Raw genomic sequence first — 23,909 nt, forward strand, 5'->3', positions numbered from 1 at the left:
AATGGGCGGAATTATCAGTTCCGCTTAGCTTCGGTTGGGCACACTAAAGGCCAACAGGTCCCGTGTGGCGACGGGGCAGGATGGTTTCTGTGGGCCCGAGCCTAGCGGGCCCAAGAGGAGAAGGGCGTCGTCGTGTTCACGAGCGTATTGATGATCGAGAAGCCTCTGACGCCCGCCGACGTGGAGTTCGTGAGCACCCTGCACGGCGATGACCAGGGATCATTCGTCGTCCTGATGCAGCCACGCGGCAAGCAGGACGTCCTGCTGCGGGCCATCGACGACGTCGCACTGGGCGAATTCGACGACGCCGTGCGCGAGGGTGCGGAGACCACCGCGGAGCTTCCCGTCGAGCGCGCGCTGACCCACACCCTCACGGCACTGCGCGCCACCGGGGCCGAGGCCGTCGGACAGGTGGTCGAGGAGCACCCGCTTGACCTACTGCAGTCCGTCGTCGAGCAGACCCACGCCGACGAGGTGATCGTGCTGACCGCGCCGCACTTCGTCGAGGAGTTCTTCCACCGCGACTGGGCCTCCCGGGCCCGCCACAAGGTCGGCGTGCCGGTGCTCAAACTCTTCGCCCACGCACCCGACGAAGCGGTCAACGACGGGAGCTAGGAGGCAACGGGGGGAGCCAGGGGCCCGGCCGGCGGAGCGCGGCCGGGCCCCTGGCCCCGCTCACGCCGGCAGCGGGGTGCTCAGCCGCCCGTCCCGCACCTCGACGATCTCGTCCACCGTGTCCAGATGCGAACGGTCGTGGGTGACCAGCACCGTCGCGGTCGCGCGCTGATGGGTGAGCGTCGTCAGCAGATCGAGCACCGCGGCGCCCCGCTCGTGGTCCAGCGCGCTGGTCGGCTCGTCGACCAGCAGGACGGCGGGCTCGTTCATCAGCGCCCGCGCGATGTTGATCCGCTGCCGCTGGCCGCCCGACAGCTGGTGCGGCCGCCGGCCGGCCTGCTCCTCCAGGCCGACCGCCGACAGCAGCTCCAGCGCCCGCGACCTGGCCTTACGCGGGGAGCGGCCGTCGAGGTGGGCCATCACCTGCAGCTGCTCGGCGGCCGTCAGGGACGGCAGCAGATTCGGCTGCTGGAAGACCGTGCCGATCGTCGTGCGGCGCAGCGTCGTCAGCTCGGCGCGGCTCAGGCCCGCGGTGTCCGTGCCGTTGATCACCACTCGCCCGGAGTCCGGGGTGATCAGCGTCGCGGCCACCGCCAGCAGGCTCGACTTGCCGGAGCCGGACGGGCCGATCACCGCCGTCATCCGGCCGGCCGGCACCGCCAGCGACACCGCGTCCAGCGCGGTCAGCCGGCCGCCCCCGTCGGGGTAGGTGAGGGTGACATCGGTCAGTTCGAGGCTCATCGGGCACTTCCCAGGGCGGTCAGCGGGTCTACGGACGTGATGCGGCGGATGGACAGCGCGGCGCCCACGGCACCCAGCGCGATCATGATCAGGGCCGGTATCAGCACGGTGGCGGGGTCGAGCACGAACGGCACGGTGCCACCGACGGCGGCACCCACCCCGGCCGCCACGGCGGTCCCCAGGCCCGTACCGATCAGCAGGAGGACGACGGCCTGGCCGAGCGCGTCCTTCAGCAGGGAACGGGTCGAGGCGCCCAGCGCCTTCAGGACGGCGACATCGCCGCTGCGCTGAATCGTCCACACCGTGAAGAAAGCGCCGATGACCAGTGCGGAGATGGCGAACAGAAACCCGCGCATCAGCTGGAGGGAGCCGTTCTCGGCGCTGTAGGAGCCGATCGCCTTCAGGGCGTCGTCGGCCGTGACGGTACGGGTGCCGAGCCGCTTGTCGGCGGCGGCCAGATCGGCCGCTCCGCCGGTGGACAGGGCCACGACGGTCGCACCACCGGAGCCGCCGGGCAGCCGCCGCCAGTCGCCCAGCGACGTCCACACGACCGGGGTGTGGCTGTACATCGCCGCGCCCGACACCGCCGCCACCTCGACCGTGCGCCCGCCCAGCGTGAACGAGCCACCGGCCCGTACGCCCAGCGACCGGGCGGCCTTCTCGGAGAGCACCGCCTCGCCGTCACCGATGGCGGTCCCGCCCGGCCCCAGCGGCGACCCGGGACGTATCCCGAACGCCGACACCGCCGCGGTGCGGCTCCCCGCCTCCGCCTTCGTCGTGGCGATCCCCAGCGGCTCGGCGCTGCGTACGCCGGGCACCCGCGCCCAGTCGCCCACGGTGCGCTCCGCCAGCCGCGAATCCGTGAACGAGACGGCACCGCCCTCGGCGGGCGCCGAGAACACCAGATGGTCGGCGGGCAGCGCCGTGACCGCCGAGGTGTTCTCCCGGCCCAGGCCCGCCGTCAGGCCCGACAGCAGGCCCACCAGCACCGTGATCAGCACGATGACGGTGCCCATCAGGGCGAACCGCCCCTTGGCGAACCTCAGGTCTCTCCAGGCGACGAACACAGGCTTTGCCATCCTCGGATCGGGGCTGCCGGACCCACTGCCCGGCGGCTGACCCCACCGTCGCCCGGGGCCGCGGCCCCGCACATCCCGCTCAGGAGGGGTCCGCCCGTATCGAAAGATGCGGCCCGCGCTCCACCTTTCGATTGATGCCGCAGGTCGGAGGGGCCCGTAGCCTGAAGAGGCCGTGACCGAGAAAGCCGGGAGCGATCACTCCCTCACCCCCGTGCTGCGGGTGCTGCGCACCTGCCTCCACCTGATGGTGGCCGCGCTGCTCGCGCTCGCCTGTGTCCGGGCGGTCGCCGACCACACCGCCGACGCCCCGGCCGTCATCGTCACCGCCGTAGCGCTCTTCGCCCTGTATGCCGCGGGCCCCTCGCTGCCCCGCATCCGTACCTCCACCGCCGCCGCCGGCCTCTGGCTCGGGGCCGTCGTGCTCCTGTGGCTGGTGCTGCTCGCCCTCACCCCGGACGGCGTCTGGCTGGCCTTCCCGCTCTTCTTCGTCCAGCTGCATCTGCTGCCGCTGCGCGGGGCGCTGCCCGCCGTCGCGGCCACCACCGCCGCCGCCGTCGCCGGATTCGGCTGGCACACCCACACCCTCAGCGTCGGCACGGTCGTCGGCCCCGTCCTCGGCGCGGCCGTCGCGGTCGCCGTCGTCCTCGGCTACGAGGCCCTCTACCGGGAGAGCGAGGCCCGCCGCCGCCTCATCGAGGAGCTCACGGCCGCCCGCAACGACCTCGCCACCGCCGAACACGCCGCCGGAGTCCTCGCCGAACGCGAGCGGCTGGCCCGCGAGATCCACGACACCCTCGCCCAGGGCCTCTCCAGCATCCAGCTGCTGCTCCGGGCCGCCGAGCGCGCCATCCCCGAGCGCCCCGACACGGCCCTCGGCCATGTCCGCCAGGCCCGGATCGCCGCCGTCGACAACCTCGCCGAGGCCCGGCGCTTCGTGCGCGCCCTCAGCCCGCCCGACCTGGAGGCCGGCTCGCTGCCCGCCGCCCTGGAACGGCTCTGCGCCACCACCGCCCGCACCTCCGGCCTCGCCGTGCACTGCCACATCTCCGGCGCCCCCACCGAACTCCCCACCCCGCACGAGGTCGCTCTGCTGCGCATCGCCCAGTCCGCGCTCGCCAACACCGTCCAGCACGCCGCCGCGGACCGCGTCGAGCTGACCCTCAGCTACATGGACACCGAGGTCGCCCTGGACGTCGTCGACGACGGCGCCGGCTTCGTGCCCTCCCGGGTCCCCGCCCCCGGCTCCGCGGCCGCCTCCGGCACCGGCTTCGGCCTCGCCGCGATGCGCGCCCGCGCCCGCGCGCTGCAGGGCACCCTCGCCGTCGAATCCGCGCCCGGCGAGGGCACCGCCGTCGCCGTCACCCTGCCCTGCCCCGCAGCGCCCGCCACCCCGGAGGCCGCCCCGTGACCGCCGCGCATTCCCCCGCCAGCCCCCCGGCCCGGCCGGAGCGGGGCGACACCCCCACCATCCGGCTGCTGCTCGCCGACGACCACCCCGTCGTACGCGCCGGACTGCGCGCCGTCCTGGAGACCGAACCGGACTTCGAGATCGTCGCCGACGTCCCCACCGCCGAGGGGGCCGTCGGCCTCGCCGCACAGCTCGACCTCGACGTCGTCCTGATGGACCTCCAGTTCGGCGGCAAGATGCTCGGCTCCCAGGCCACCGCCGCCATCACCGGCCGCGCCGGCGCCCCCCGCGTCCTGGTCCTGACCACCTACGACAGCGACGCCGACATCCTCGCCGCCATCGAGGCCGGCGCCACCGGCTACCTCCTCAAGGACGCCCCGCCCGAAGAACTGGCCGCCGCCGTACGCACCGCCGCCGCCGGCAAATCCGCGCTCGCGCCCACCATCGCGCTGCGCCTGATGGACCGCATGCGCACCCCCGCCACCGCGCTCTCCCGCCGTGAGACCGAGGTCCTGCAGCTCGTCGCCGACGGCCTGTCCAACGCGCAGATCAGCAAGCAGCTCTTCCTCAGCCAGGCGACCGTGAAGTCACACCTCGTCCACATTTACGCCAAGCTGGGCGTCGACTCCCGTACCTCCGCGGTCGCCGCCGCCACCGCCCAGGGCCTGATCCGCCGCTGAGCGCCGCAATCGCCGCCGTGCGACCGTGCGGCCCCGCCCTGTCGGTGCCGGGTGCGAGAATCACCCACAGCACCACCGCATCACAGCACGACCCGCACGACCGCACGTGACGATGACGATTCAGGGAGACCACCCATGGCACCCGCCATCCCAGCCTCGATGGACCGGCCGCACTTCATCGGTATCGGCGGAGCCGGCATGTCGGGCATTGCCAAGATCCTCACGCAGCGCGGCGCGCGGGTAGCGGGCAGTGACGCCAAGGACTCCGCGACCGCCCAGGCCCTGCGCGACCTCGGCGCCACCGTCCACATCGGCCACGCCGCCGGACATCTCGCCGCGGACGCCACCTGCGTCGTCGTCTCCTCCGCCATCCGCCAGGACAACCCCGAGCTGGCCGCCGCCCAGGAGCGCGGCATCCCGGTCGTCCACCGCTCCGACGCCCTCGCCGCCCTCATGGACGGCCTGCGCCCCATCGCCGTGGCCGGCACCCACGGCAAGACGACCACCACCTCCATGCTGGCCGTCTCCCTCACCTCCCTCGGCCTCAAGCCGTCCTACGCCATCGGCGGCGATCTGAACGTCCCCGGCTCCAACGCCGAGCACGGCGCCGGCCAGATCTTCGTCGCCGAGGCCGACGAAAGCGACCGCAGCTTCCACAAGTACGCGCCCGAGGTCGCCATCGTCCTCAACGTCGAGCTGGACCACCACGCCAACTACGCCTCGATGGACGAGATCTACGAGTCCTTCGAGACCTTCGTCGGCCGCATCCGCCCCGGCGGCACCCTGGTCATCTCCGCCGACCACCCCGGCGCCCGCGAGCTCACCGAGAAGATCTCCGGCCGCTTCGACATCGAGATCGTCACCTACGGCGAGTCCAAGGACGCCGACGTCCGCATCTTCAAGGTCAACCCCCGCGGCCTGACCAGCGACGTCACCGTCACCCTCACCAGCGGCAAGATCCTCACCTTCACCGTCTCGGTCCCCGGCCGGCACTACGCCCACAACGCCGTCGCCGCCCTGGCCGCCGGCGTCGCCCTGGACCTGCCGCCGCACAACCTCGCCTCCGCCCTCGGCACGTACACCGGCGTCAACCGCCGCCTCCAGCTCAAGGGCGAGGCGGGCGGCGTCCAGGTCATCGACTCCTACGCCCACCACCCGTCGGAGATGACCGCCGACCTCGATGCCATCCGCGGCGCCGCCGGCGAGGACTCCCGCGTCCTGGTGGTCTTCCAGCCCCACCTCTTCTCCCGCACCCAGGAGCTCGGCGCGGAAATGGGCCAGGCGCTCGCCCTCGCCGACGGCTCCGTCGTCCTGGACATCTACCCGGCCCGCGAGGACCCGATCCCGGGCGTCACCAGCGCCCTGATCATCGACGCCGCACGCGCCGCGGGCGCCGACGTCACCGCGGAGAGCGCCAAGGAAGCCGTCCCGGACGTCATCGCCGGAATGGCCAAGCCCGGCGACCTTGTTCTCACCATGGGCGCGGGCGATGTGACCGACCTCGGCCCCGCCATCCTGACCCGCCTGGCCGGCTGAGCCGAGCCGAGACGAGGAGCCCCAGATGCCGTACGAGATCGACAAGCCCGACGACCAGTGGCGCGCCGAGCTGACCCCCGCCGAGTACCACGTCCTCCGTGAGGCCGGCACCGAGCCCGCTTTCGTCGGCGAATACACCGACACGAAAACCGTAGGCAGCTACTCCTGCCGCGCCTGCGGCGCCGAACTCTTCCGCTCCGACACCAAATTCGAGAGCCACTGCGGCTGGCCGTCCTTCTACGACCCCAAGGACACCGACGCCGTGGAACTCATCGAGGACCGCTCCCACGGCATGGTCCGCACCGAGGTCCGCTGCGCCCGCTGTGGCTCGCATCTCGGGCACGTCTTCGAAGGGGAGGGCTACCCCACCCCCACCGACCAGCGGTACTGCATCAACTCGATCTCACTGCGGCTGACGGCTGACGGCTGACGAGGGCTGACGCGCAACCGCCGGCTGTTGTCGGGCCGGAGGATGCCCGCACAGGGAGCCTTGTGCGGGCATTCCCGGAGCAGAAGCCCTACCAAGCCGTCGGTTGCCCTCGACAAGGAACGACGTGAGCTGCTGAAGCACTCCAAGTGAACCTGGGCACCACGCCGGCGACCGCGACACACGGCGACAGCGCCGGGATGAACGGCCGGACGATTCGACTCCAGACGGAGAGGCCAAGACGGCCTGGCGGGTTACGACTCTTTTGCCTATGCGCTGGAGGCAGCAGCGACTGGCCACGACTTCGGCACCGCTCCGGAACCAGGCGCACTCCACACCAAGGAGGAGGCCGACGTGCAGAGCAAGATCGGTGCTTGGGGGAATCAGGGCAGGTCAGAGACGTTGTCAGTGGGGTGCGGCATGATGTGGGTACGAAAGGTTCACGGGGTGATCGCAGGCACCCCGTGAGGTCGCCCGCGCACATTCCCACCACGCCTGCCGAACGGCACGTTGGCGCCGCTCCGGTGTACGAGTTCGCCCCGCCGGAATCGATCACCGAGCCGTGTCGCCGGCGCCGCGCCACACGTGGGTGACACGTGCACGCCACACCTGGGTGACGAGCGGCGGTCGGGGTGCGATTCACCCCGGGCGACGCCCCTAGGATGAACGGCGTACGGTCAACACGACTTGACGGTGCCGGACGGACAGGACAACGGGGAGACAATGACCAGCCCGACCCAGGCCCCAGAGCAGACCAAGGCCCCAGAACAGACCAAGGCCCATGAGCCCCACCCCTACATCGGGGGGCGCAATGCCGCGCTGCGCGCGCTCACCGCGTGGCGGATGGAGCGGCCGGGCGCGCCTCGGGTCGTCATCCTGACCGGGAGTCCGGGCACCGGGTGTTCGCGGCTGCTCACGGGGTTCCTGATGCTCTGCGATCCGGAGTATCGCAAGGGGCTCGAGCTGGACGCGCTCGATCCGGCGACCGTGCCTCCGGACTTGCCCGCACCCGCGGTGCCGAGCGTCGCCGGGCTGACGGCAGCGCAGACCCTGTGGCTGCTCGCCGATCACTACGAGTTGTCCGCGACCCGCACCGCCGACATCCTCCCCGAACTCGGTCAACTCCCGTTGTCCGGGCGGCCGGTGACGATCGTGGTGCCGGATGTGGATCGGGCCGGTCCGGTGCGGGGGACGGGTGAGCCCGCGCACGTGGTGCGGGACGTGCTGAAGCCCCTCGCCGCCGTCGATTCCATACGCCTTCTCGCCGACGTGCCCCGGGAGTTCGCCGTCGAGCTCGCCGAGGGCCTGCCACCCGGCGTGGCCCGGATCATCGACCTCGACGCACCCGAGTGGGCCGACCCCGAAGGGCTTGTGCTGCAGGCCGAGGCGCTGCTCAATCCCCAATTCGGCGCCCCGGAGCTGCCCTTCACGACCGAGCCTGACGCTCGACGCGCGCTCGCCGAGGCGATCGCCGGGCACGCGGGAGACGGCGTGGGCAGCCGCCTGACCGTGCATCTCGCCGTGCAGTCGATCCTGATGCACCCGGAGGGGTTCGACCCGGCGGATGCGAGCCAACTGCCCGGCAGCGTCGGCGAAGTGCTCGATCTGCACGCCCAGCGACTTGACACCCACCCCCGCACCCTGCGGCAGATCCTCGCGCCCCTCGCCCTTGCCGAGGGCGACGGCCTGCCCGTGCACCTGCTGACCCCGCTCGCCTCCGCAGTCGCCGAGCGGGACATCAGCGAGGACATGGCGCGGGGCATGCTGCTCGCCGCCCCCTTCATCCGCCCCATCGAGAGGGCCGGCGAAGGCATCCCCGAGGACGAGCGGACGCTCATTGGATTGCAGCACCCGGGCATCGGCGAGGCCGTTCGGGCAGGTATTCCGGATGTTCCGGGCGCTCAGGCGCGTATCGCCATGGAGTTGCTGGAGGCCATACCCGATCAGGACTGGGCGAAGGCGGGGGCGTACGTCCGCGATCACATCGCGGGACATGCCCTGGAGGCCGGTTTGCTCCCCCGGCTCCTCGCCGACCCCGGCCTGTTCGCCCACGCCGAGCCGGTGCGGTTGCGCGCCGCGGTGGAGGCCGTACCCCCGGAGCAGTTGGACGCACCGGCGCGCACTTATCTGCGTACGGCCCCGCTGCTCACCCGCTCCCAGGCACCCGCCGTCCTTCGAGCGGCGCTCCTGGAGACCGCGTTCGTCGAGGACGGACTGCCGGAGTACGCGGCGATGCTGCGGCGCGTGGTGCCCGAGCTTCCGTGGCACACCCTGTGGAGCGTACCGGTCGCCGGGGTCGACGCCGTGACCGTCGGCAAACTGCCCCCGTCCGCGGCCGCGTCGGACAGCGCCGCGGAGGCTCCACTCGCGGTTGCCGTAAGTGCGGTGCCTCAAGGCACGCCGGGTTCAAGCCCGTTGAAGGCCGACGATCCCAAGGCCCCCGCCGCGCTGGTGCAGGACCTCGCCACCGGCTCCGTCATCGATGCCGACCCGACCCAGATCCTGCGCCTCTCGGATGACGAGCGCGCCACGGCGCCGCTCGGGTTCAGCCGCGGCGCCGACTATGTACGCGTCTGGCGTCGCGGCGAGCAGAAGGGCGACGAGAAGATCGTCACGGCCCTGATCTCCGCCACGCCCTTCACGGGAACCGACCTCTCCTCCGACGGCATCCTCCTTGTTGCCACGGAAAGCGGTGTGAAGGCGCTGCAGATCCGCCCGGCGCAGCCCTCTGCCACGACCGCCCGGCGCTCCGTACCCGACCCCCGGGCAGCCCAGCCCGAGCCCGCACAGGCCCCCGAGCCGAAGCCGGAAGCCGCACAGGCTCCACAAGGCCCCGGGCCCGATGCCCACCCGGCCGCCTGACACCCACCTACCGCAGACCGTTAGCCTCAAGGGCGCAGAGGCACGAAGCCTCACAGGCTCAAAGGCCCGAAGCCTCTCGAAGGCGCCCGCATCAGACCGCCTGCACTCAGGCCCACTCGGACGAGGGCCGCGGCGCGCGCCCGGCACCGACCCCGGCCGCCCCGGCCCCGTCCGTCCGAAGACTCGAAGGGAGTTCCCGTGATCAGCCAGGAGCAGGCGCTCGCGACCGCCGAGGGGTGGCTCAACCCCGAGGGACAGGAGCACCGTGAGGTGCGGATGCAGGAGTTCGATCTGGGCTGGGTGGTGTGGGCCGCGGCCCCGCCGATCGAGCGTGACCCGGTCACGGGCAAGCGCCGGCCGCCGGCCACGATCGGCCACTCCTGCGGTGTGGTCGACCGCCGCACCGGCGAGCTGAGCACCTGGCCGTCCGTGCCGGTCGAGGAGGTCGTGCGGATGTATCAGCAAAAGCACGGCGGCGGCCAGGAGGCCGCGCCGCCCGCGCAGCCGCCGGTCACCGGCCCCGGCAACACCACGGTCATCACCTACGTCGACCCGCGCACCGGCGAGGAGACGAGCCTCTTCAAGAACTCCGCCCCCGGTGAGCCGCACTCCGAGTACCAGGCGATGGTGGAGCTCGACAGCCTGGACGTCCCCGCTCAGAACGTGGTCGCGATCCACACCGACCTCAGCTCCAGCCCGCTCCCCGGCGGGTACCCGGGCCTGCTGCTCGGCCGTCGCTTCCCCAACGCCAAGTTCACCTGCGTGCAGGAGTACGGCCTGCGGGGCGAGGAGCGCGCCGAGGCGATCGCCGGTCTGCTCGAGCACGTCGAGATGATGCACCAGACCGCGGGACAGCAGCCGCCGCCACGGCCGCACCGCGTGCCCGTTTCGGCCGACATCGAGCCGGCCGAGCCGCTCCGCGATGTTGCCCTGGGCCGCGAGCTGACGGAGACCTTCGGCGCTGACGGCGTACGTCGCTATGACGCCGACGACGTGGCGGGCACCCCGCTCCCCGAGGCCACCAAGGCCACGCTGACATGGGCCGGGCTGCCGACCGACATCCCGTTCTTCTTCACGGCCGACAGCCCGGAGACGGAGCTTCCGGCCGGCCTGTTCGGCAACGCCGCCGCGCATCTGCGCGAGGTCGGCTCCCAGGCGAGCGCCGACTCCCTCGCGTTCCTGGAGGGTCACGTCAGGATCGGCACCGACGGGGTCGCTCTGATCACCGTCCAGTGCACGGGGTCCGATCGGGAGGGTGAGCCGGTCGGCCAGCTCTGGGCCGTCACTCCGGAAAGCGGCGCGGGCCGCCGCGTCAACGCCTCGGTGTCCGCCTTCGCCCGCTCCCTCGCGCTCCTGCACACCACGCGCGAAGGGATGATCGCGCTCGACCCGATCATGGCGGGCAGGGCCGTCGCCGACTTCCAGGATCAGCTCGTCGCCATCGACGCATCGGCCCTGGACGACCCGAGGAACTGGTGGTCGGTGATCGTCGAGCAGATGTGGCACGGGTTGTTCTGATCGACCCCCATTGCCTTGGGGCGCGGCGCGTTACCGACAACGCGCCGCGCCTCTTCGCGTACGCACGAATTCTGTACGCGCTCTTGAGGCAGCCCGCGCCGCGCACCAAGCCCAAAGCCCTCGACCGGCACCGCCAATGCGACCGCCTGCGCGCGGGCCCGGACCTGAACGGGCTTGTACACGTGCTCGCCCCCTTCGTGCACATCGGCGGGGTTGTCGACGAGCTGCTCAAGAACGAGGCGACGGCACGGCAGTGCGCGTCCGTGGACGTGGTCGCGCCGGTCCCGGCTGCCCTTCCGGCCGAGGCCGACCGTCCAGCGACCGAAGGGCTGATGGCCACGATGCGTCCCGAGGGCCCGATCGGCGCCAGGCCCATGCCGGGCTTGCGCACACGAAATCGACGAGACCTTGCCCGACCTGTCCGAGTTGCAGGTCGCCCGTATCGCCCATGTCTGGAAGGCGCTCCGGACGGGAGTCAACTGCCAGGAGGGACTGAGGCGTGCGGTCGCCCGCCCCTCCGACTGATCGACGTCACTCGTTGTGGAGTACGTACGCCCAGGCGGGCTGCTCACTGCCCGTCTCGTCGACTCCGGCCAGCGCTCCCAGGACCCAATAGGTGATCTGCCCCCGCTCGGAATTGGCCGGGGGCAGAACACTCCGCGTACGCAGCCCGGTGACCCACAGCGCGACCATGGTGAGGAAATCTTCGAGGCTGTGCGCGGCGGGAAGACCGGCGAGGTGATCCTGGCCCGGCTTCGTGGGAACGCGCAGGACGTGTCCGGTGGGTCCGTCGACGACGAGCTTGCCGCCCATCCACTTGCCGAACTGGAAGAAGGGACCGCTTTCGGGGACGGGCTCGATTCCCTCGGGCCAGGAGGGAAGTTCGTCCAGAGTTCCCATGCCCCAGCCGCCGTACGGGAAGATCCCCATGGCCGCTTCGTTCACGTAGGGCAGACCGAAATCGAGGAGCAGTTCGCGCGTCGCCGCATGGGTGAGTCGATCCGGAAGGTCCTCGTCCGGGATGGGGCAGAGCAGGTTCTCGCCGAAGAGGGGGATGACGTCCTCGTGACTCGGTGCTGGCGCGTCGATCGGACTGCACGGGCCCGCGTCCGTGTAGTCCCCGCTCAGGGGGCGCAGCCGGGCGCCCCAACCGGAGATGTCCACGCCGTCCGCGGGACTGATGGCGATCAGCCCCAAGTCGCCTGCGAAAACGACGACTTCACCCACGGTCAGCGGCACACAGGGAAGCATGAAAGCGCGCTGGTCGCGTCGGGGGGACGACGCAGCGAACAGATCTCGCACGCGTGCGGGCGCGGCGGCGTCGCTCCCGGGTGACGCGGGCCAGGTGAGGTCCGCGCGATGCTCCTGCGGAATCTCGTCGTGTTCCCAAGGGTCCGCGACACGGTCTCCCGTCTCCGCGTCCCAGATCGAGACGTACAGCTCCTGTTCCTCGAGCACCGTCCGCTGCTGCAGACCGGCGATGGCGGGTCGACCCTGCCAGCGCACCTCCGTCAGGGCAGCGAATCTCCCGGCCTCCAGAAAGCGCGTGTGATAGCCACCCGGCGGCCGCCACCGTGCCCACTTGGCCCGCCAGGGCAGTGCCACACCGGAGGCGGCGACCGCTGACGCGAACTCGACATCGTCGCGTGAAAGCGCCATCAACTGCAGCCACGAAGCCCACTCGGTCTGATGCCGCGGTGTCACTCCCCAGCCCCACAGATGAATGGCGTCGGCGGCGGCCGTGTTTCCGGGGATGAGGAAGGTGATGCTTCGTGCCGCGTCCATGAGCGCCGATTGCGGAAGATTGGCGATGACACGACCGTCCCGAAGAACTTCGTCGTACGTCCCCGCCTGTACGGCGTGCATGGCGAGCCCAGTGGCGCCGTACAGGCCGACGGCACCGCGCCTGGCCCACCCTTCGGGGTGGCGGAGATCCGGGGTCGAGCGAATGAGCCAAGCGACCACATGCCCATTGACACGGGCGAGTTCGGCGGAATCGATCTCGCGGCGCACAGCTTCGGCCACGGCCTCGTCGACGAAGGAAGCCCCGAGCGGCCCGAGTCGGAGAACGTCGGACTGTTCCGCTGCGATATTCGCGAGTTCCTCCTCGGATACCGCTGCACCGCTCAGCCCGGCGACAAGTTGGGCCCAGACGGGAAGGGGTACGAGGCGAGGCTCGGCCAGCGCCAACGCCCGCACGGCAACGGACGCTGCTACCGCCTGCAGAGACTCGGCGGCCGGCGCGGACAGCCGAAACACCGCCCTGGGGTCAACGCGGGACGGCAGCAACTCGGGAGCCACATGGGCCACCACGGCCAACTTGCCACGCGCCAACCACGGAAGGGTCTGGGTCACCAGCCGCTCGGGCTCGTACGACCGCCGAGTCGGCCCGGCGCGGTGCGCGTTGACGACGAGCAGCAACCGTTCCTCGGGCCACGAGCCGAGCGCGAAACGCCAGTCATCGCGCTGCTCAGCGGACAGATCGACGCCGAGCGCCGTGAGGGCCTGCTGCATGATCTGCTCGGCGGTGAGACCGGTGGCGTCGACGAGGACGCTGTCGGGTACGTGCTCGTGAATCTCCCGCACGACAGCCGAGGCGTCATGGCCGGCCGTAGGGACAAGAAAGGCCACTTGGCCGGCGTGCCCACCCTCACGCCACCATGCGCCGACGCGACCGGCGACCTCTTCCTCGGGGATCCCAGAGGGGTCGGTGGTTGGCTCGGGCATGGTCCTCCTCAGTTGCGCGATGACTCCTCGACCCTACGCATGGTGGGCGGTGGCGGAATCAGGCCGGGGCAGCCGCGACGCGGCGCAGCACCACGGTCCAGTCGTCCTCGCTCGGCCAACCCGTCAATTCGGCGAGCTGCCATGTCTCGTCGCCCACGGGGAAGGTCTCACCAATGCGGAGGGTGTGATCCTGCTCCTCGGTGGCGAACGTCGCGAGCCGAACCCTGACCGAGGCGTCGGACTCCCTGTAGATGTCCATCACTACGAACCTCGCGTTCTCGGATTTTCGCTGAATCCCGTGCCAGAGATGAATCGTGTCGGCATTACTCACTTCTCATCCTCCAAAGACGCGTACTGGTTGCTGCAGTATTTCATGAATTCCTTGATGGTCAGCGGCTGGGGATGTTTCAAGTTATGTGGATTGCGCAACTGAATCAGGCCCTTGTCGTCGACCGAGACGATCTCGTAGGCGTGGGAACTCAGGAGGTCCTTCTCCATGTTGTTCTCCACACCCGTGCCCCTGGGGACGGTGCCGATAACGACCGGCCTGCCGCTTTCCGTGAGCTCCCGCAGGTGGGCCAGGATTTGCTTTTCCGGGCTGCGGCCGTGCATGTCGTACTGCGTCGGGAAATCGTGGTTCTCCGCCGTACGTCCCGTGAGCTGGGCGAGCAGCTCGGCACGGTCGCCCGATGTGGAGCCCTGGGTGATACGGGAGTAGCCCGTCAGCAGCTTGCCGTCGAAGTCCCTGTAGCGGGGGTACTGCGCCATGCGCTCGCGCTCTTTGTCGTCCCAGAACTGGTCCAGGCCCGCGATGGCCTTCTCCATGATCGCCGGCCAGGCCACACCCACGTCGTTGGCGTCGGCGTAGGGCGTGATGGTGGGGAAGTCGCTGTACACGGGCACGTCGGGAGTGACCCGCATGGTCAGGATGCGCCCGGTCGGAGCCTGGTTGCCGTACCTGTTGCGCGCGACCTCGTGGAAGCGGACCTCGTAGTTGCCGTCCTCCGTCTCTCGAATCATGTCCTGGAGGAGATCCGGGTACCTGCTCGCGACGGCTCCCATGGTGGCGATGATGCCGCAGTCACCGATTTCACCCTGCTGCGTCTGCTCACGCGACGGAGGCCCGTCGAACAGCGGCACGCGCGTCCCGTCGGGACGGTCCAGCGGAGTGCCGTAACGGTCGGGCTGGTGCTCCGGCAGCTTCTTGTAGTTGCCGAAGCGCGGCTGGTCCACCTCAGTGGTGATCTCGGTGGTCTCGGCCGGGCCTGACTGGGAGATCGACTGCCAAAGCTGCTTGAACCGGCCTGGCTTTTTCGGCTGGTCGTCCGAGGCGGGGGAGCCTTCGCGAGGCTCGTCGGCGGATGGGTTCGGGGCGCCGGCGTGCTCGCCCGCCCCCGTGGCGACGGTGGTGGGGCGCGGGGTCTCTCCCGCGCCCGTGAGTCCCGTCTCCTTCTGCGAAACGTCGCGGTGTGAGCGCTGCGAGTCCGCCGGCGCGGATGTTCCGTTGTCCGCAGATCCGTTGCCCGAAGTCCCGTTGTTCACCGTCCCGTTGTTCACAGGGGAGTTGACGCTCGCGGGGTTTGGCGAAGGTGTGCGCTCGCTATCGGTCGGGGCGGTGGTCGGCGTGCCGACGGAGTCCGCCGGGGGCCTGCGGTCTGTGCCTGCGGGGTCGGCAAGGGGACGGCGGTCTGTACCTTCCGGATCGGCAACAGGACGCCGGTCTGTACCTTCCGGATCGGTAATAGGACGCCGGTCTGTACCTTCCGGATCGGCAACAGGACGCCGGTCTGTACCTTCCGGATCAGCAACAGAACGCCGGTCCGCACCTTCCGGATCAGCAACAGAACGCCGGTCCGTACCTGCCGGGTCCGATGGGGGTGTGCGGTGGGGGTCCGTGGGATGGGACGGGCCCGACTGAGGCGCCTGGGTGGGCGGTGTGTTGTGGTCGGGCGTTGGGGCCGGCGGTGTGTTCTGGCCCGGATTCGCCAGCGTCTGTGCCAAATCGTTGACGAAGTTCAGGTGCTGCTGAATCTCCGCGTCCTGGGTCTGCTGGCTCGGCGTGCGGTACTTGCTGAGTGCCGTCCTGATTTGAGACTCGCTCTTGCCTTCCGCGCGCAGCCTGTCCCGCTCGGCCGCCTTCAGAGCCTTGAGGTCCGGGTCCGCTCGATAGGTCGTGCTGTAGTGGACGGGAACACCGTCCATCGCCTGGGAATTGTTGATCGTCCTCGAGCAGTTGGCGTGACCGGTGGGATGACCGGATGCAGTGTTGGGCAGGCCACAGGGCTCACGTTCGGTGTAGAGGCCCTTGACCTCGACCTTGGCCTGCCCCTGAGCTGCCCGATTCTCGTTGAGCTGGTCGATCCAATTGAGAATGTGGGACTCGGAGTGCATCGGGTCGGCGCCGTCCACGGCAGGGGGAACCGACGAATCGACGATGTAGTGGCTTTCCTTGGTGTCCGGGTCGACAACTTCCACGACCGCGTAATTCTTGCCGGAGAGGTCGGGCGAATTGCTCTCCGTCTCCTCAAGCAGTTGCTTGAGGTCGTCCACATCCCGAAGGTTCGTCCCGTCCGGGTGCGATGCGAGTTCACGTCGCCAGGGAGCCGCTGATTCGTGGAACTTTCCGTCGCTGTAGGCGTCGTTGTTCGCGGCCGGGTCAGGGTTCACGCCGACGGCGTTGTTGGCATGGAAGGACTGGCTGATGCGGGCCAGAGTGGCGATCGCGGCGTACCGCTGGCCGTCGTTCATCTGCGACCACGCAGGATCAAGATGCTGCCGGAGGTCACTGTCGGTGAAGTTCGTCGACGGCATCGGAACATTCCGGTGCGCCGTCATCGCCGCCTTGTGGGCGGCCTCGGCCTGGGGGAGAGCCTGCTGGGCCTTGGCGAGCCGCTGATCCGCCACCGCCCGCTTGGCCTGAGCCGCCTGTTTCGCCTCGGCGGTCTTGGCTTTCCGCTCCGCGGTCGCCGCCCTGGTCCGCTCTGCCTTGGCGTCGGAGACTTCCTTCAGCGCCCGGTCATAGTCCTGCCTGGCTTCACGTACCTGCTGCGCCGACTCCGCGTGCGCCTGCCGGCGATCGATGGATTCCCGCAGCACGTCGGCCAAGGGCACCCGGGACGGGTCGCCTTGCGGCTGCGCCCACTGCCGCATCTGCGCCTGGACCGGGTCCAGACCGATCCGGTGGACGTTGTGCGCGTCCCGAAGGTCGCCCTGTGCCTTGTCCGGAGGAAGGTTCGCATGCGAATCGGTCCGTGTTTCCGGGTCGGGAAGGCTCTGGTTGCGGTGCTGGCGAGTGGCTTCCGCGCTGGGGTCGTTGGACCCAGGGGGCGAACCGGCCGGGCGCTGGGGCGCTGTGTGGCCGGCATCGGCAGGTGTGGTCTGGCTCTGGTTTTGCGTGGTGGGCTGGTTGGTGGTCTGGATGGGCCGGCGGTTGGCGTCCAACGGGATCGCGAAGACGCCGTTGTTGCCGCTGTGGAGCGGGGTGGTGCTGCTCTGGCCCGTCTGCGGGTCGGCGTAGACGATCTGGCCGTTGTGGTTGACCACGTTCCAGGCGTGGGCGCGGCCGTCGGCGTTCTGGGTGATGATCACGGCCTGTGAGCCGTGGCCCTCGTCGAGGAGGGTGGTCTCCAGGTTGTTGTACGCGTCGCGGCCGTCGCCGAAATCGTCGAACTCGGCGCCCAGGGTGTTCTCGATGCGGTCGCGGCCGCCCGGCTCGGGAGTGTCGGCGGGGGTGCCGTCCTCGTTCGGGCTGCGGCGGGCGGCGACCGTGGGATTGCCCGCGTACGAATCGGCGAACGCCAGCGCCCCGTCGGGGCAGTTGACGTCACGGCCGGAGTCGTCGGGGTTCTGGCCGCGGATGTCGTCGACCCAAGTGCCCTCGCGCGGGTCAGGGGCCTGCTGGAACGAGCCGTCCTCGTTGCGCGGGAATCGTTCCTGCTGTGCGCGGTTGTCGGCGTCGGTGGGGTCGTCGTAGCCATCCGGCGGACCGGAGGGGCGCGTTGCCGTGGACGGGACCGGATCCCCCGACTCCGGTTGCTCGTCGGCGTCTTGAGGGTCCTCGGTGTCCTGGGTGTCCTCGGTGTCCTGGGTGTCCTGGGAATCCTCAGGGGCTTGGGATTCCTGGCTGTCCTGCGTGTCCTGCGCGTTGTCGGGCTGCGGGCTGTCCTGGTCCGTCGCGTCCGAGTCCTGGGTCGCTTCCGAGTCCCGGTCCGTGGTGGAGTCCGTGTCCGGGGTGGTCTCGGATATCTGGTCCTGGTGGGACTCCTGGGTGGTGTTCGTGTCCGGAGAGGTGTCCTCGTTCTGCGGTGAAGTCGTCTCCGGGGTCGGCGTCGCTTCGGGGGTCGGCGTCGCTTCCGGGGTCGGCGTCGTCTCCGGCGTCGTGGAGGATTCCGGGGTCGTCGACGGCGGTGCTGTGTCGGTGCTGCCGTCGTTCGCGTTCTGTCCGGCGGTCGCGTCGTCGTTGTCGGAGGGCGCCTCCTCCGTGGATGGCTCAGTGGACGGGTCAGTGGACGGCGAGGTGTTGGAAGGTCCGTCCGACTGAGCGTCGGGAGTTGACTGATCCGTCGACGAGTCGGGGTCCGGGTCCGAGCTGTTGTTGGTGTCCGGAGTGTCCTGGGTGGACGGTTGAGGCGTCGACGGGGTCAGGAAGTACGGAGTGATCGGATTCCGATTGGCGTCCAGCGGGGTGTAGAAGACCTCTTGGGCGCCCAGGTGAATCGGATTCTCGCTGACGACACCTGTTTGCGCGTCGACGAACAGGACCTGGCCGTTGTGGTTGACCGCGGCGAAGGCATGGCCGCCACCGCCGGGCCAGTTGACGCCGATCACGGCTGCCGAGCCGTGCCCGGCCTGCGACAGCTCGTGGGCGATACGTGCGTACGGGTTGGGATGGTCGTTGCCCGCGTACGTGCTGGGTGCGCCGGCCCAACGCGTTTGGTTGTCGACCGAGTCGCGCTCCGCGGAATAGGTGTTCAGGCTGCCGTCCGCATTGAGGTCCAAGGTGCGCGGGGCGGACACCGTCGGGCGGCCGAACCATGTCTCGAGGAACGAGCGGGTGCAGTCGGCGCAGTTGTTGGACCGGCCGGGCACCCCCACGCCGCCGTCGTTCTGCAGGGCGGCCCAGTTTCCTTGCCGCGGGTCCGCGTACACCTGCGGGGTGCCGTCGGGGTTCCTCGGGTGGGCGTTTTCGAGGTCCTGCTGATGGGCGGGGTCGGGTGTGGTCAGGCCTTCGAACGGGATGTTCAGGTCGTTACGGATGTCCGAAAGGTTGTCTGCCTGGGGCGGAGGCGGAGGCGCCGTGGGCTGCTCAGGCGCGCTGTCGTCAGCGGGGGGCTGGTTCTGATCGGGCGTCTGGTTGGTGTCGTCGGGATGCTGACTGTCCGGCTGTTGGTTGTTCGGTGCCGGCATCCCCTGGTCGTTCGGCGTGGAAGCGGGGGACTCGGCCGGCGACTGCTGGTCCGTCGGACGGTTCGTCGGCTGTTCGCCGCGGGGCGGCGTGGTCGGGCGCCCAGGCGTCTCGGTGCGCGGAGTCTCGGCACGCGGCGTGTCAGTGCGTGGTGGTGTGGTGGGGCGGCCGGGCGTTTCGGTCCGCGGTGTGTCGGTGCGCGGCTGCGTGGTCGGGCGGCTCGGTGTCTCGCTGCGCGGCGTCCCGGTGCGCGGCGGCGATGTGGGACGGTTCTGCCGGCTGTCCCGCGACGGCGTCGTGGGCCTGGTGCTCGGCCGTTCCGTAGGCCGCGTCGTGGCGCTGGGCGTGGTGGCCCGCGGTCTCGTCGTGCGGTTGCCTGCCGCCGGCGCCTGCGTCGGGATGGGGCCGGCCGCCGGTGGTGGCATGGCGCCCGGGGTCGACGTTGAGGGCGTCGTGGACGACGGGGCTGCCTGCTGCGGGATGCCCGCCTCACCGGGCTGCGTACCGGGGGCCGGGGGCGCCGCCGTGGCGGCGCTGCCCATGAGGCCCATGTTGTCGTCGTCCGGGTTGTGCGGGGTCCGTGATGACGGTGTCGGCGCGTGGCCCTGACCAGGGCTGGGGTGTGCGGTGGGCGTGTGGCCGGGTATGGCGCCGCTCGGCATGGAGCCGCGGCCGCTGCCCTGGTTCTGGTTGTCGTTGTTGTTGCCGTCGTTGTTGTTGCCGTTGTGGGAGTCGTCCGGCATGGGGCCCTGGGCCGGTGCGGGCATGGTGGTGACCGAGTCGCGGTCGGCCTGGTGCACGCCTGGTTCGGGGCGGGAGTTGTCGGGAGCCGGGGCCGGTGCGGGCTCGGGGCGGTCGGTCTCCGGCGGCGGGGACGGCATGGGCGCGGGCTCGGTGTTGCGCGGGTCCGGGATCGACGAGCCCTGCTCCGGGGTGTGGACGTCGACGCCTTCCGGGCGGCTCGGGCGAGCGCTGTCCGGAGTGGTGTCCGGCGCCGGGGAGCCATCGGCATCCGGCGTGGTGCCCGGGCCCTCGACGTGCGAGGAGTTGGCGGGCATGGACGGGTCGTTGCCCGGTGCCGTGCTCGGCGGGGCGTCCGGTGTGCGTGGGGCGTCCGGTGTGCTGTCCGGACGGGCGGAGTCAGGGGTGGTGTCGGGGGCCGGTCCGCCCTCGACGTCCGGCCTCGTCGGGGTGGACGGCGTGGACGAGTCCGGAGAGGAGTCGGGGGTGGACGGCGTGGACGAGTCCGTAGCCGAGTCGGGGGTGGGCGAGTCGTCGCCCGGAGGACGACCCATGCTCTCGTTGTAGGCCTGGGTGCCCACGTCGAAGGGGCTGGGCGAGTCGGAGCCACGGCTTGGTGAGGGCGAGGACGACGAGGGGGGCGACGAGTCCGGGCTGCCGGTGCTGTCCGTGCTGCTGTGGGACGGCGTACTCGAGGAAGAGGAGGGCGAACTCGAAGCCGACGGGCCGTCGGACGACGAGGACGGGGTCGACGAAGAGCTGTCCGAACCGCTCGACGAGGACGAGTCCGACGGAGAGCTGTCCGAACCGCTCGACGAAGACGAGGACGACGGACCGCCGATATCCGGTGCCCTGCGCCCGGAGTCGGCGCTGCTCGAACTCGGCGAACCACTGGAACTCGGCGAGTGGCTCGACGAACTGCTGTCGTTCGATGACGAGTTGGATGAGCTCGGCGAGTTCGACGAATGGGAGTCGCTGGGGGAGTTGTTGGACGAACTGCTGTCGTTGGACGACGAGTTGCTGTTCGACGACGAGGAATCGTTCGACGACGAGGAATCGTTCGACGACGAGGAATTGTTCGACGGCGAATCGCTGGACGAAGAGTCACGGGAACTGCTGTCGTTCGACGACGAATCGTTGGAGGTCGAAGAGCTGTCGTTTCCGGAGTCCGACGAGCCGTCGCCGCCGTCGTGTCCGCTGTTGGTCAGTCCGTGGCGGGCGCCATGCCCTGCGCGGGAGCCGGCGCCGTCGCGCAGGGACTCGCCGAAGGTGGAACCGGAATTCTTCAGGGCGTCCTTGCCCTCTTCGTAACCCTTCTTGGCGGTGCGGCCCAGGTCGTAGCCCGACTGCTTGCCGAAGTTCTGCTCGACGGTCTGGGCGACCAGGTCGGAGACCATGGCTTCCAGAGCGGAGACAAAGGGTTCCTTGGCGGTCTCCAACACCGCCTGCAAGATCTGCTGGGCTATCTCCTTGAGGAGTTTGCGCAGGATCATCCGCGTGGCGGCGGCCGCGCCCATCGCGCCAAGCTCGGAAAGCCCCAGGGTGAATGGAGCGGCGGCCTGGGCCGCGGCGATCTCGATCGCCAGGATGACCAACTGGGCGATCACCGCCACTTTCAGCCCGATGATGAGCATCGCCGCGGCGTCCATGCATATGGCGATCAGTTCGGCGCCCTGGCGGGCGTCGTCGAAGTAGCCCGAGCCGCCGGAGAACTTCTCCCAGGTCTTGTTGAAGCCGTCGATGGAGTCGCCGGCGCTCTCGGCGAGGACGTTGCCGGCGGCGCTCATACCACGGGCCTGGAGGCCCTCCACATCAGCGGCGAACTGGCGCCAGGTGTTGGCGCACTCCATCATCTTGTCTTCGTCGCCTGTGGGCCATTCGAAGCCACACATCTCGAGAACCCACTCAAGTGCGTTCGGCAGCATCAAAGCCATGACGAAGACCCCCGTTGTCGCCCATGTAGTTCGTGTCGTCCCGGCCCTGTGGGCCGACCGACTCCATCCGCCTCACCCTCGGCGGACGGGCCCTGCTTTTCCGCTGCTGCGGGAGGCGCCATTCGGAGCCTCGAGAGTGCTCAACCGGTTTGCGTCGGCGCAGAGCCATGCCCAGGCCAGAGCTTACCCAACGGCCCTGACGATCCCTTAACTCTGGTGTGACCCAGTGCTGTAGCAGACGTCCGGTCCAAAGCCGTCCAGTCCTCAGGCGGCAGCCCTAGCCATTGGGCCGGCGCAGGCTGCGGTACAGCTCGATCGCGGAGTCCGGCGGAAAGTTGGGGACATAGGTGACGGCTCCGTCGCTTTTGGAGATCACCATGTGACTGCCACCCAACGGCGCCTGAGTGCCGGGCGGCGGTGGGGGCATGACGGCGTGGATGAGGAAGCCGATGTCGAACTCCGCCACGTACAACGGCGCCGGATTTCCTTGCAGATCCAGTACTTCGAATCGGGCGCGAGCGGCAGCCAATGCCTCTTCGGCAGTGGCGGGGACGGGCTGTACCGGTTCCGGCGCGTCGGGATGCGACACGGACTCTCTCCTATCAGTGAAGGGGCAGCTGTGGGTCAGGCGCGGTCATGCGGTGGAACTCGGGCTTGGCGCGAGCAGTTGGCCGTCGAAACGTCGAAACGTCGCCCCGTGGTGCGGGCCGTGTCAGTTGCTCGTGGACTTCAGAATCCGTACATCGCCGCCGAACTGGTTCTCCGGCTTCTGCTCCTTGATCAGAGCGTTGTTGAAGTCCTCGTTCTCCTCGTGGTTCTTCGCCATCCGCTCCAACGCCTTGCCGATTTCGTTGAGCTTGGTGGCAAGGTGCTCCATCGAGTCCGTCATGCCGTCGCGCAGGCCTTCGTAGACCACGCCGAACTTCTCGCCGAGCTCGTCGTCACCCCATGGTGGGGTGCCTGCCTTGTCGCTGAAGGTGGTCAGGCCCTTCCAGGCATCCTGGGCGACACTCGAGAACGTCGTCTCCTTCGGCGCTTCGCCTCCGCCGCCTCCACCGTCACCCTGCGCGGCCAGGCCGTTCTTCAGCCTGGTGGTCGCCTGGTAGAAATCCCTGCCGATCTCGGAGAAGTTCTTTCCCTCGGCCTTCAGCATCTCCGGATTGCTCTTGAACCCGTCCCCCATGACTGCGCCCCCGTTCAGAAACCGGCGTCATCGAGCTGCCGGTTCACGTCCTTTTCATTTCTGTGCCAGCGTACCCAGAGGCACTGACAAGCCCTCAACCCCTGGGTGTCACAGTGCTGTCCCGGGAGCCTCCGGCCGATACACCTTCCGATACACCTTCCGAGACAAAGCGATCGCCACGTTCGGGGTAGCCGATGTCGAAATCGCGCACCCGCAACGGCGTCCGGGTGCCGTCAGGCCCGGTGGGACCGAAGAAGGCGCGGGCCATTCGAGGGCCTCCCCCATCATTCGCCGGTAGGCGGTGCGCCGGCGAGACGGCCCGAGCCTCCGTGGGCACGGGCCCTCGGTCCGTATCCGGCCCCGGGCTCAACCCCGGTGTCCGCCCCGCCCGCGCTTCTTCGGCCCCGTGACCAGGTTGATCGAAGGACCGTCGTGCTCGGCGCGCTCCTTCTGCTCTTCCTCGTCCCGCTTGCGCTCCCACTGCTCGCGCTTCTCGCGCTCGGCCTCGCGGTCCGCCATGGTCTGCGACTCGGCGGCGCGGCGGATCTCGGTCATGCGGTCGCCCAGCGCGTCCATGTAGCGCTCGTTCTTGATGGCGTCGGTCATTCCCATACGTCCCGACAGGATGCCCTGGGCCATCTCCTGGAGCGGTCCGCCCGCATTGGGGTTGTTGGCCAGAGTGCGCAGCGCCTTGTGCAGGCTGTGAGCCTGCTCCGGGTCCCGCGCGACGTCCATCAGCTCGGAGTCGTCGATCTCCCGCTCGCCCGGCCCCGGTCTGCTTCCCGGCCTGTTGGTCATGAGAACCCCCATCGAGCCCAGTGGGCCCTTCGCGCGCACCGAACGCGTCTTTCGCACTCGCTACAGCTTGCTACACGTGTTGGCGAGCTTATCCAGCCGACCGTTTGAACCGTCAACCCGGGCGCATCCGCGCATCGGCGCGGCCCCGCCACGGCGTTTGAGCAGGTGTCTGAATGCGCAGCTCGGGTCATGAGGCATCTGTCCATGGCCCCCAGGGAGGCCCGCTCCTAATCTGTGGGCACGCGCATACGGCGTC

At 69.8% G+C, this 23,909-nt stretch carries 18 protein-coding genes and 1 pseudogene; 10 read left to right on the forward strand and 9 right to left on the reverse strand.

Annotated elements, in window-relative coordinates; translation table 11 throughout:
• The first annotated feature begins 150 nt into the window (after window positions 1-150).
• Window positions 151-615, forward strand: coding sequence for an indole-3-glycerol phosphate synthase (locus AC5677_RS29865; protein WP_497190992.1), 465 nt, complete (start codon window positions 151-153; stop codon window positions 613-615).
• Between the two features lie 60 nt (window positions 616-675).
• On the opposite strand, the gene AC5677_RS29870 is transcribed toward AC5677_RS29865, so the two are convergent.
• Complete coding sequence (locus tag AC5677_RS29870; protein ID WP_497190993.1) at window positions 676-1,356, reverse strand: ABC transporter ATP-binding protein; 681 nt, start codon at window positions 1,354-1,356, stop codon at window positions 676-678.
• Entirely contained in the window at window positions 1,353-2,423 is a 1,071-nt protein-coding gene (locus AC5677_RS29875; RefSeq protein WP_497196801.1) for an ABC transporter permease, read from the reverse strand. Before AC5677_RS29875 ends, AC5677_RS29870 begins: the two co-directional genes overlap by 4 nt.
• A gap of 256 nt (window positions 2,424-2,679) precedes the next feature.
• On the opposite strand from AC5677_RS29875, the gene AC5677_RS29880 reads away from it, so the two are divergent.
• From AC5677_RS29880 to AC5677_RS29905, 6 genes are all read left to right on the forward strand, one after another.
• Window positions 2,680-3,843 (forward strand): sensor histidine kinase, encoded by a 1,164-nt coding sequence (locus tag AC5677_RS29880; protein WP_497196802.1) that lies wholly within the window; start codon window positions 2,680-2,682, stop codon window positions 3,841-3,843.
• A 59-nt stretch (window positions 3,844-3,902) separates the two neighbouring features.
• The gene (locus AC5677_RS29885; protein ID WP_497196803.1) at window positions 3,903-4,523 is read left to right on the forward strand and encodes a response regulator; all 621 of its coding nucleotides are present in this window, start codon (window positions 3,903-3,905) and stop codon (window positions 4,521-4,523) included.
• 135 nt (window positions 4,524-4,658) lie between these two features.
• Entirely contained in the window at window positions 4,659-6,059 is a 1,401-nt protein-coding gene (gene murC / locus AC5677_RS29890) for a UDP-N-acetylmuramate--L-alanine ligase (RefSeq protein ID WP_497190994.1), read from the forward strand.
• A gap of 25 nt (window positions 6,060-6,084) precedes the next feature.
• On the forward strand, window positions 6,085-6,489 hold the full coding sequence (gene msrB / locus AC5677_RS29895) for a peptide-methionine (R)-S-oxide reductase MsrB (RefSeq protein ID WP_497190995.1): 405 nt from the start codon (window positions 6,085-6,087) through the stop codon (window positions 6,487-6,489).
• Window positions 6,490-7,209: 720 nt separating this feature from the next.
• On the forward strand, window positions 7,210-9,348 hold the full coding sequence (locus AC5677_RS29900; protein ID WP_497190996.1) for an ATP-binding protein: 2,139 nt from the start codon (window positions 7,210-7,212) through the stop codon (window positions 9,346-9,348).
• A 198-nt stretch (window positions 9,349-9,546) separates the two neighbouring features.
• The gene (locus AC5677_RS29905; RefSeq protein ID WP_497190997.1) at window positions 9,547-10,866 is read left to right on the forward strand and encodes an SUKH-4 family immunity protein; all 1,320 of its coding nucleotides are present in this window, start codon (window positions 9,547-9,549) and stop codon (window positions 10,864-10,866) included.
• Window positions 10,867-11,397: 531 nt separating this feature from the next.
• Here AC5677_RS29905 and AC5677_RS29910 read toward each other — a convergent pair.
• The 3 genes from AC5677_RS29910 to AC5677_RS29920 are packed head-to-tail and all read right to left on the reverse strand — an operon-like array spanning window position 11,398 to window position 18,999.
• Window positions 11,398-13,593 carry an SUKH-4 family immunity protein gene (locus AC5677_RS29910; RefSeq protein ID WP_497190998.1) on the reverse strand — a complete coding sequence of 732 codons (2,196 nt, stop codon included), beginning with the start codon at window positions 13,591-13,593 and terminating at the stop codon, window positions 11,398-11,400.
• Window positions 13,594-13,651: 58 nt separating this feature from the next.
• Window positions 13,652-13,924, reverse strand: coding sequence for a DUF6406 domain-containing protein (locus AC5677_RS29915; RefSeq protein ID WP_497190999.1), 273 nt, complete (start codon window positions 13,922-13,924; stop codon window positions 13,652-13,654).
• Window positions 13,921-18,999 (reverse strand): toxin glutamine deamidase domain-containing protein, encoded by a 5,079-nt coding sequence (locus tag AC5677_RS29920; protein WP_497196804.1) that lies wholly within the window; start codon window positions 18,997-18,999, stop codon window positions 13,921-13,923. Before AC5677_RS29920 ends, AC5677_RS29915 begins: the two co-directional genes overlap by 4 nt.
• A gap of 136 nt (window positions 19,000-19,135) precedes the next feature.
• Here AC5677_RS29920 and AC5677_RS29925 point away from each other — a divergent pair, with 136 nt between their 5' ends.
• The 3 genes from AC5677_RS29925 to AC5677_RS29935 are packed head-to-tail and all read left to right on the forward strand — an operon-like array spanning window position 19,136 to window position 21,049.
• Window positions 19,136-19,606, forward strand: coding sequence for a hypothetical protein (locus AC5677_RS29925; RefSeq protein ID WP_497196950.1), 471 nt, complete (start codon window positions 19,136-19,138; stop codon window positions 19,604-19,606).
• Between the two features lie 24 nt (window positions 19,607-19,630).
• A complete protein-coding gene (locus AC5677_RS29930) occupies window positions 19,631-20,305 on the forward strand; it encodes a hypothetical protein (RefSeq protein ID WP_497196951.1) in 675 nt (224 codons plus the stop codon).
• A 6-nt stretch (window positions 20,306-20,311) separates the two neighbouring features.
• The gene (locus AC5677_RS29935; RefSeq protein WP_497196952.1) at window positions 20,312-21,049 is read left to right on the forward strand and encodes a hypothetical protein; all 738 of its coding nucleotides are present in this window, start codon (window positions 20,312-20,314) and stop codon (window positions 21,047-21,049) included.
• Between the two features lie 239 nt (window positions 21,050-21,288).
• Here the strand turns inward: AC5677_RS29935 and AC5677_RS29940 are convergent.
• The 4 genes and pseudogenes from AC5677_RS29940 to AC5677_RS29955 all read right to left on the reverse strand — a co-directional run.
• A pseudogene (locus AC5677_RS29940) lies at window positions 21,289-21,672 on the reverse strand (WXG100-like domain-containing protein); the annotation flags it as partial.
• A 277-nt stretch (window positions 21,673-21,949) separates the two neighbouring features.
• On the reverse strand, window positions 21,950-22,261 hold the full coding sequence (locus AC5677_RS29945) for an SUKH-4 family immunity protein (protein ID WP_497191000.1): 312 nt from the start codon (window positions 22,259-22,261) through the stop codon (window positions 21,950-21,952).
• 123 nt (window positions 22,262-22,384) lie between these two features.
• The gene (locus tag AC5677_RS29950; RefSeq protein WP_497191001.1) at window positions 22,385-22,855 is read right to left on the reverse strand and encodes a hypothetical protein; all 471 of its coding nucleotides are present in this window, start codon (window positions 22,853-22,855) and stop codon (window positions 22,385-22,387) included.
• A 366-nt stretch (window positions 22,856-23,221) separates the two neighbouring features.
• The gene (locus AC5677_RS29955; protein ID WP_497191002.1) at window positions 23,222-23,653 is read right to left on the reverse strand and encodes a hypothetical protein; all 432 of its coding nucleotides are present in this window, start codon (window positions 23,651-23,653) and stop codon (window positions 23,222-23,224) included.
• Window positions 23,654-23,909: the final 256 nt, after the last annotated feature.

It is taken from the genome of Streptomyces sp. JLSY215, assembly GCF_059682825.1.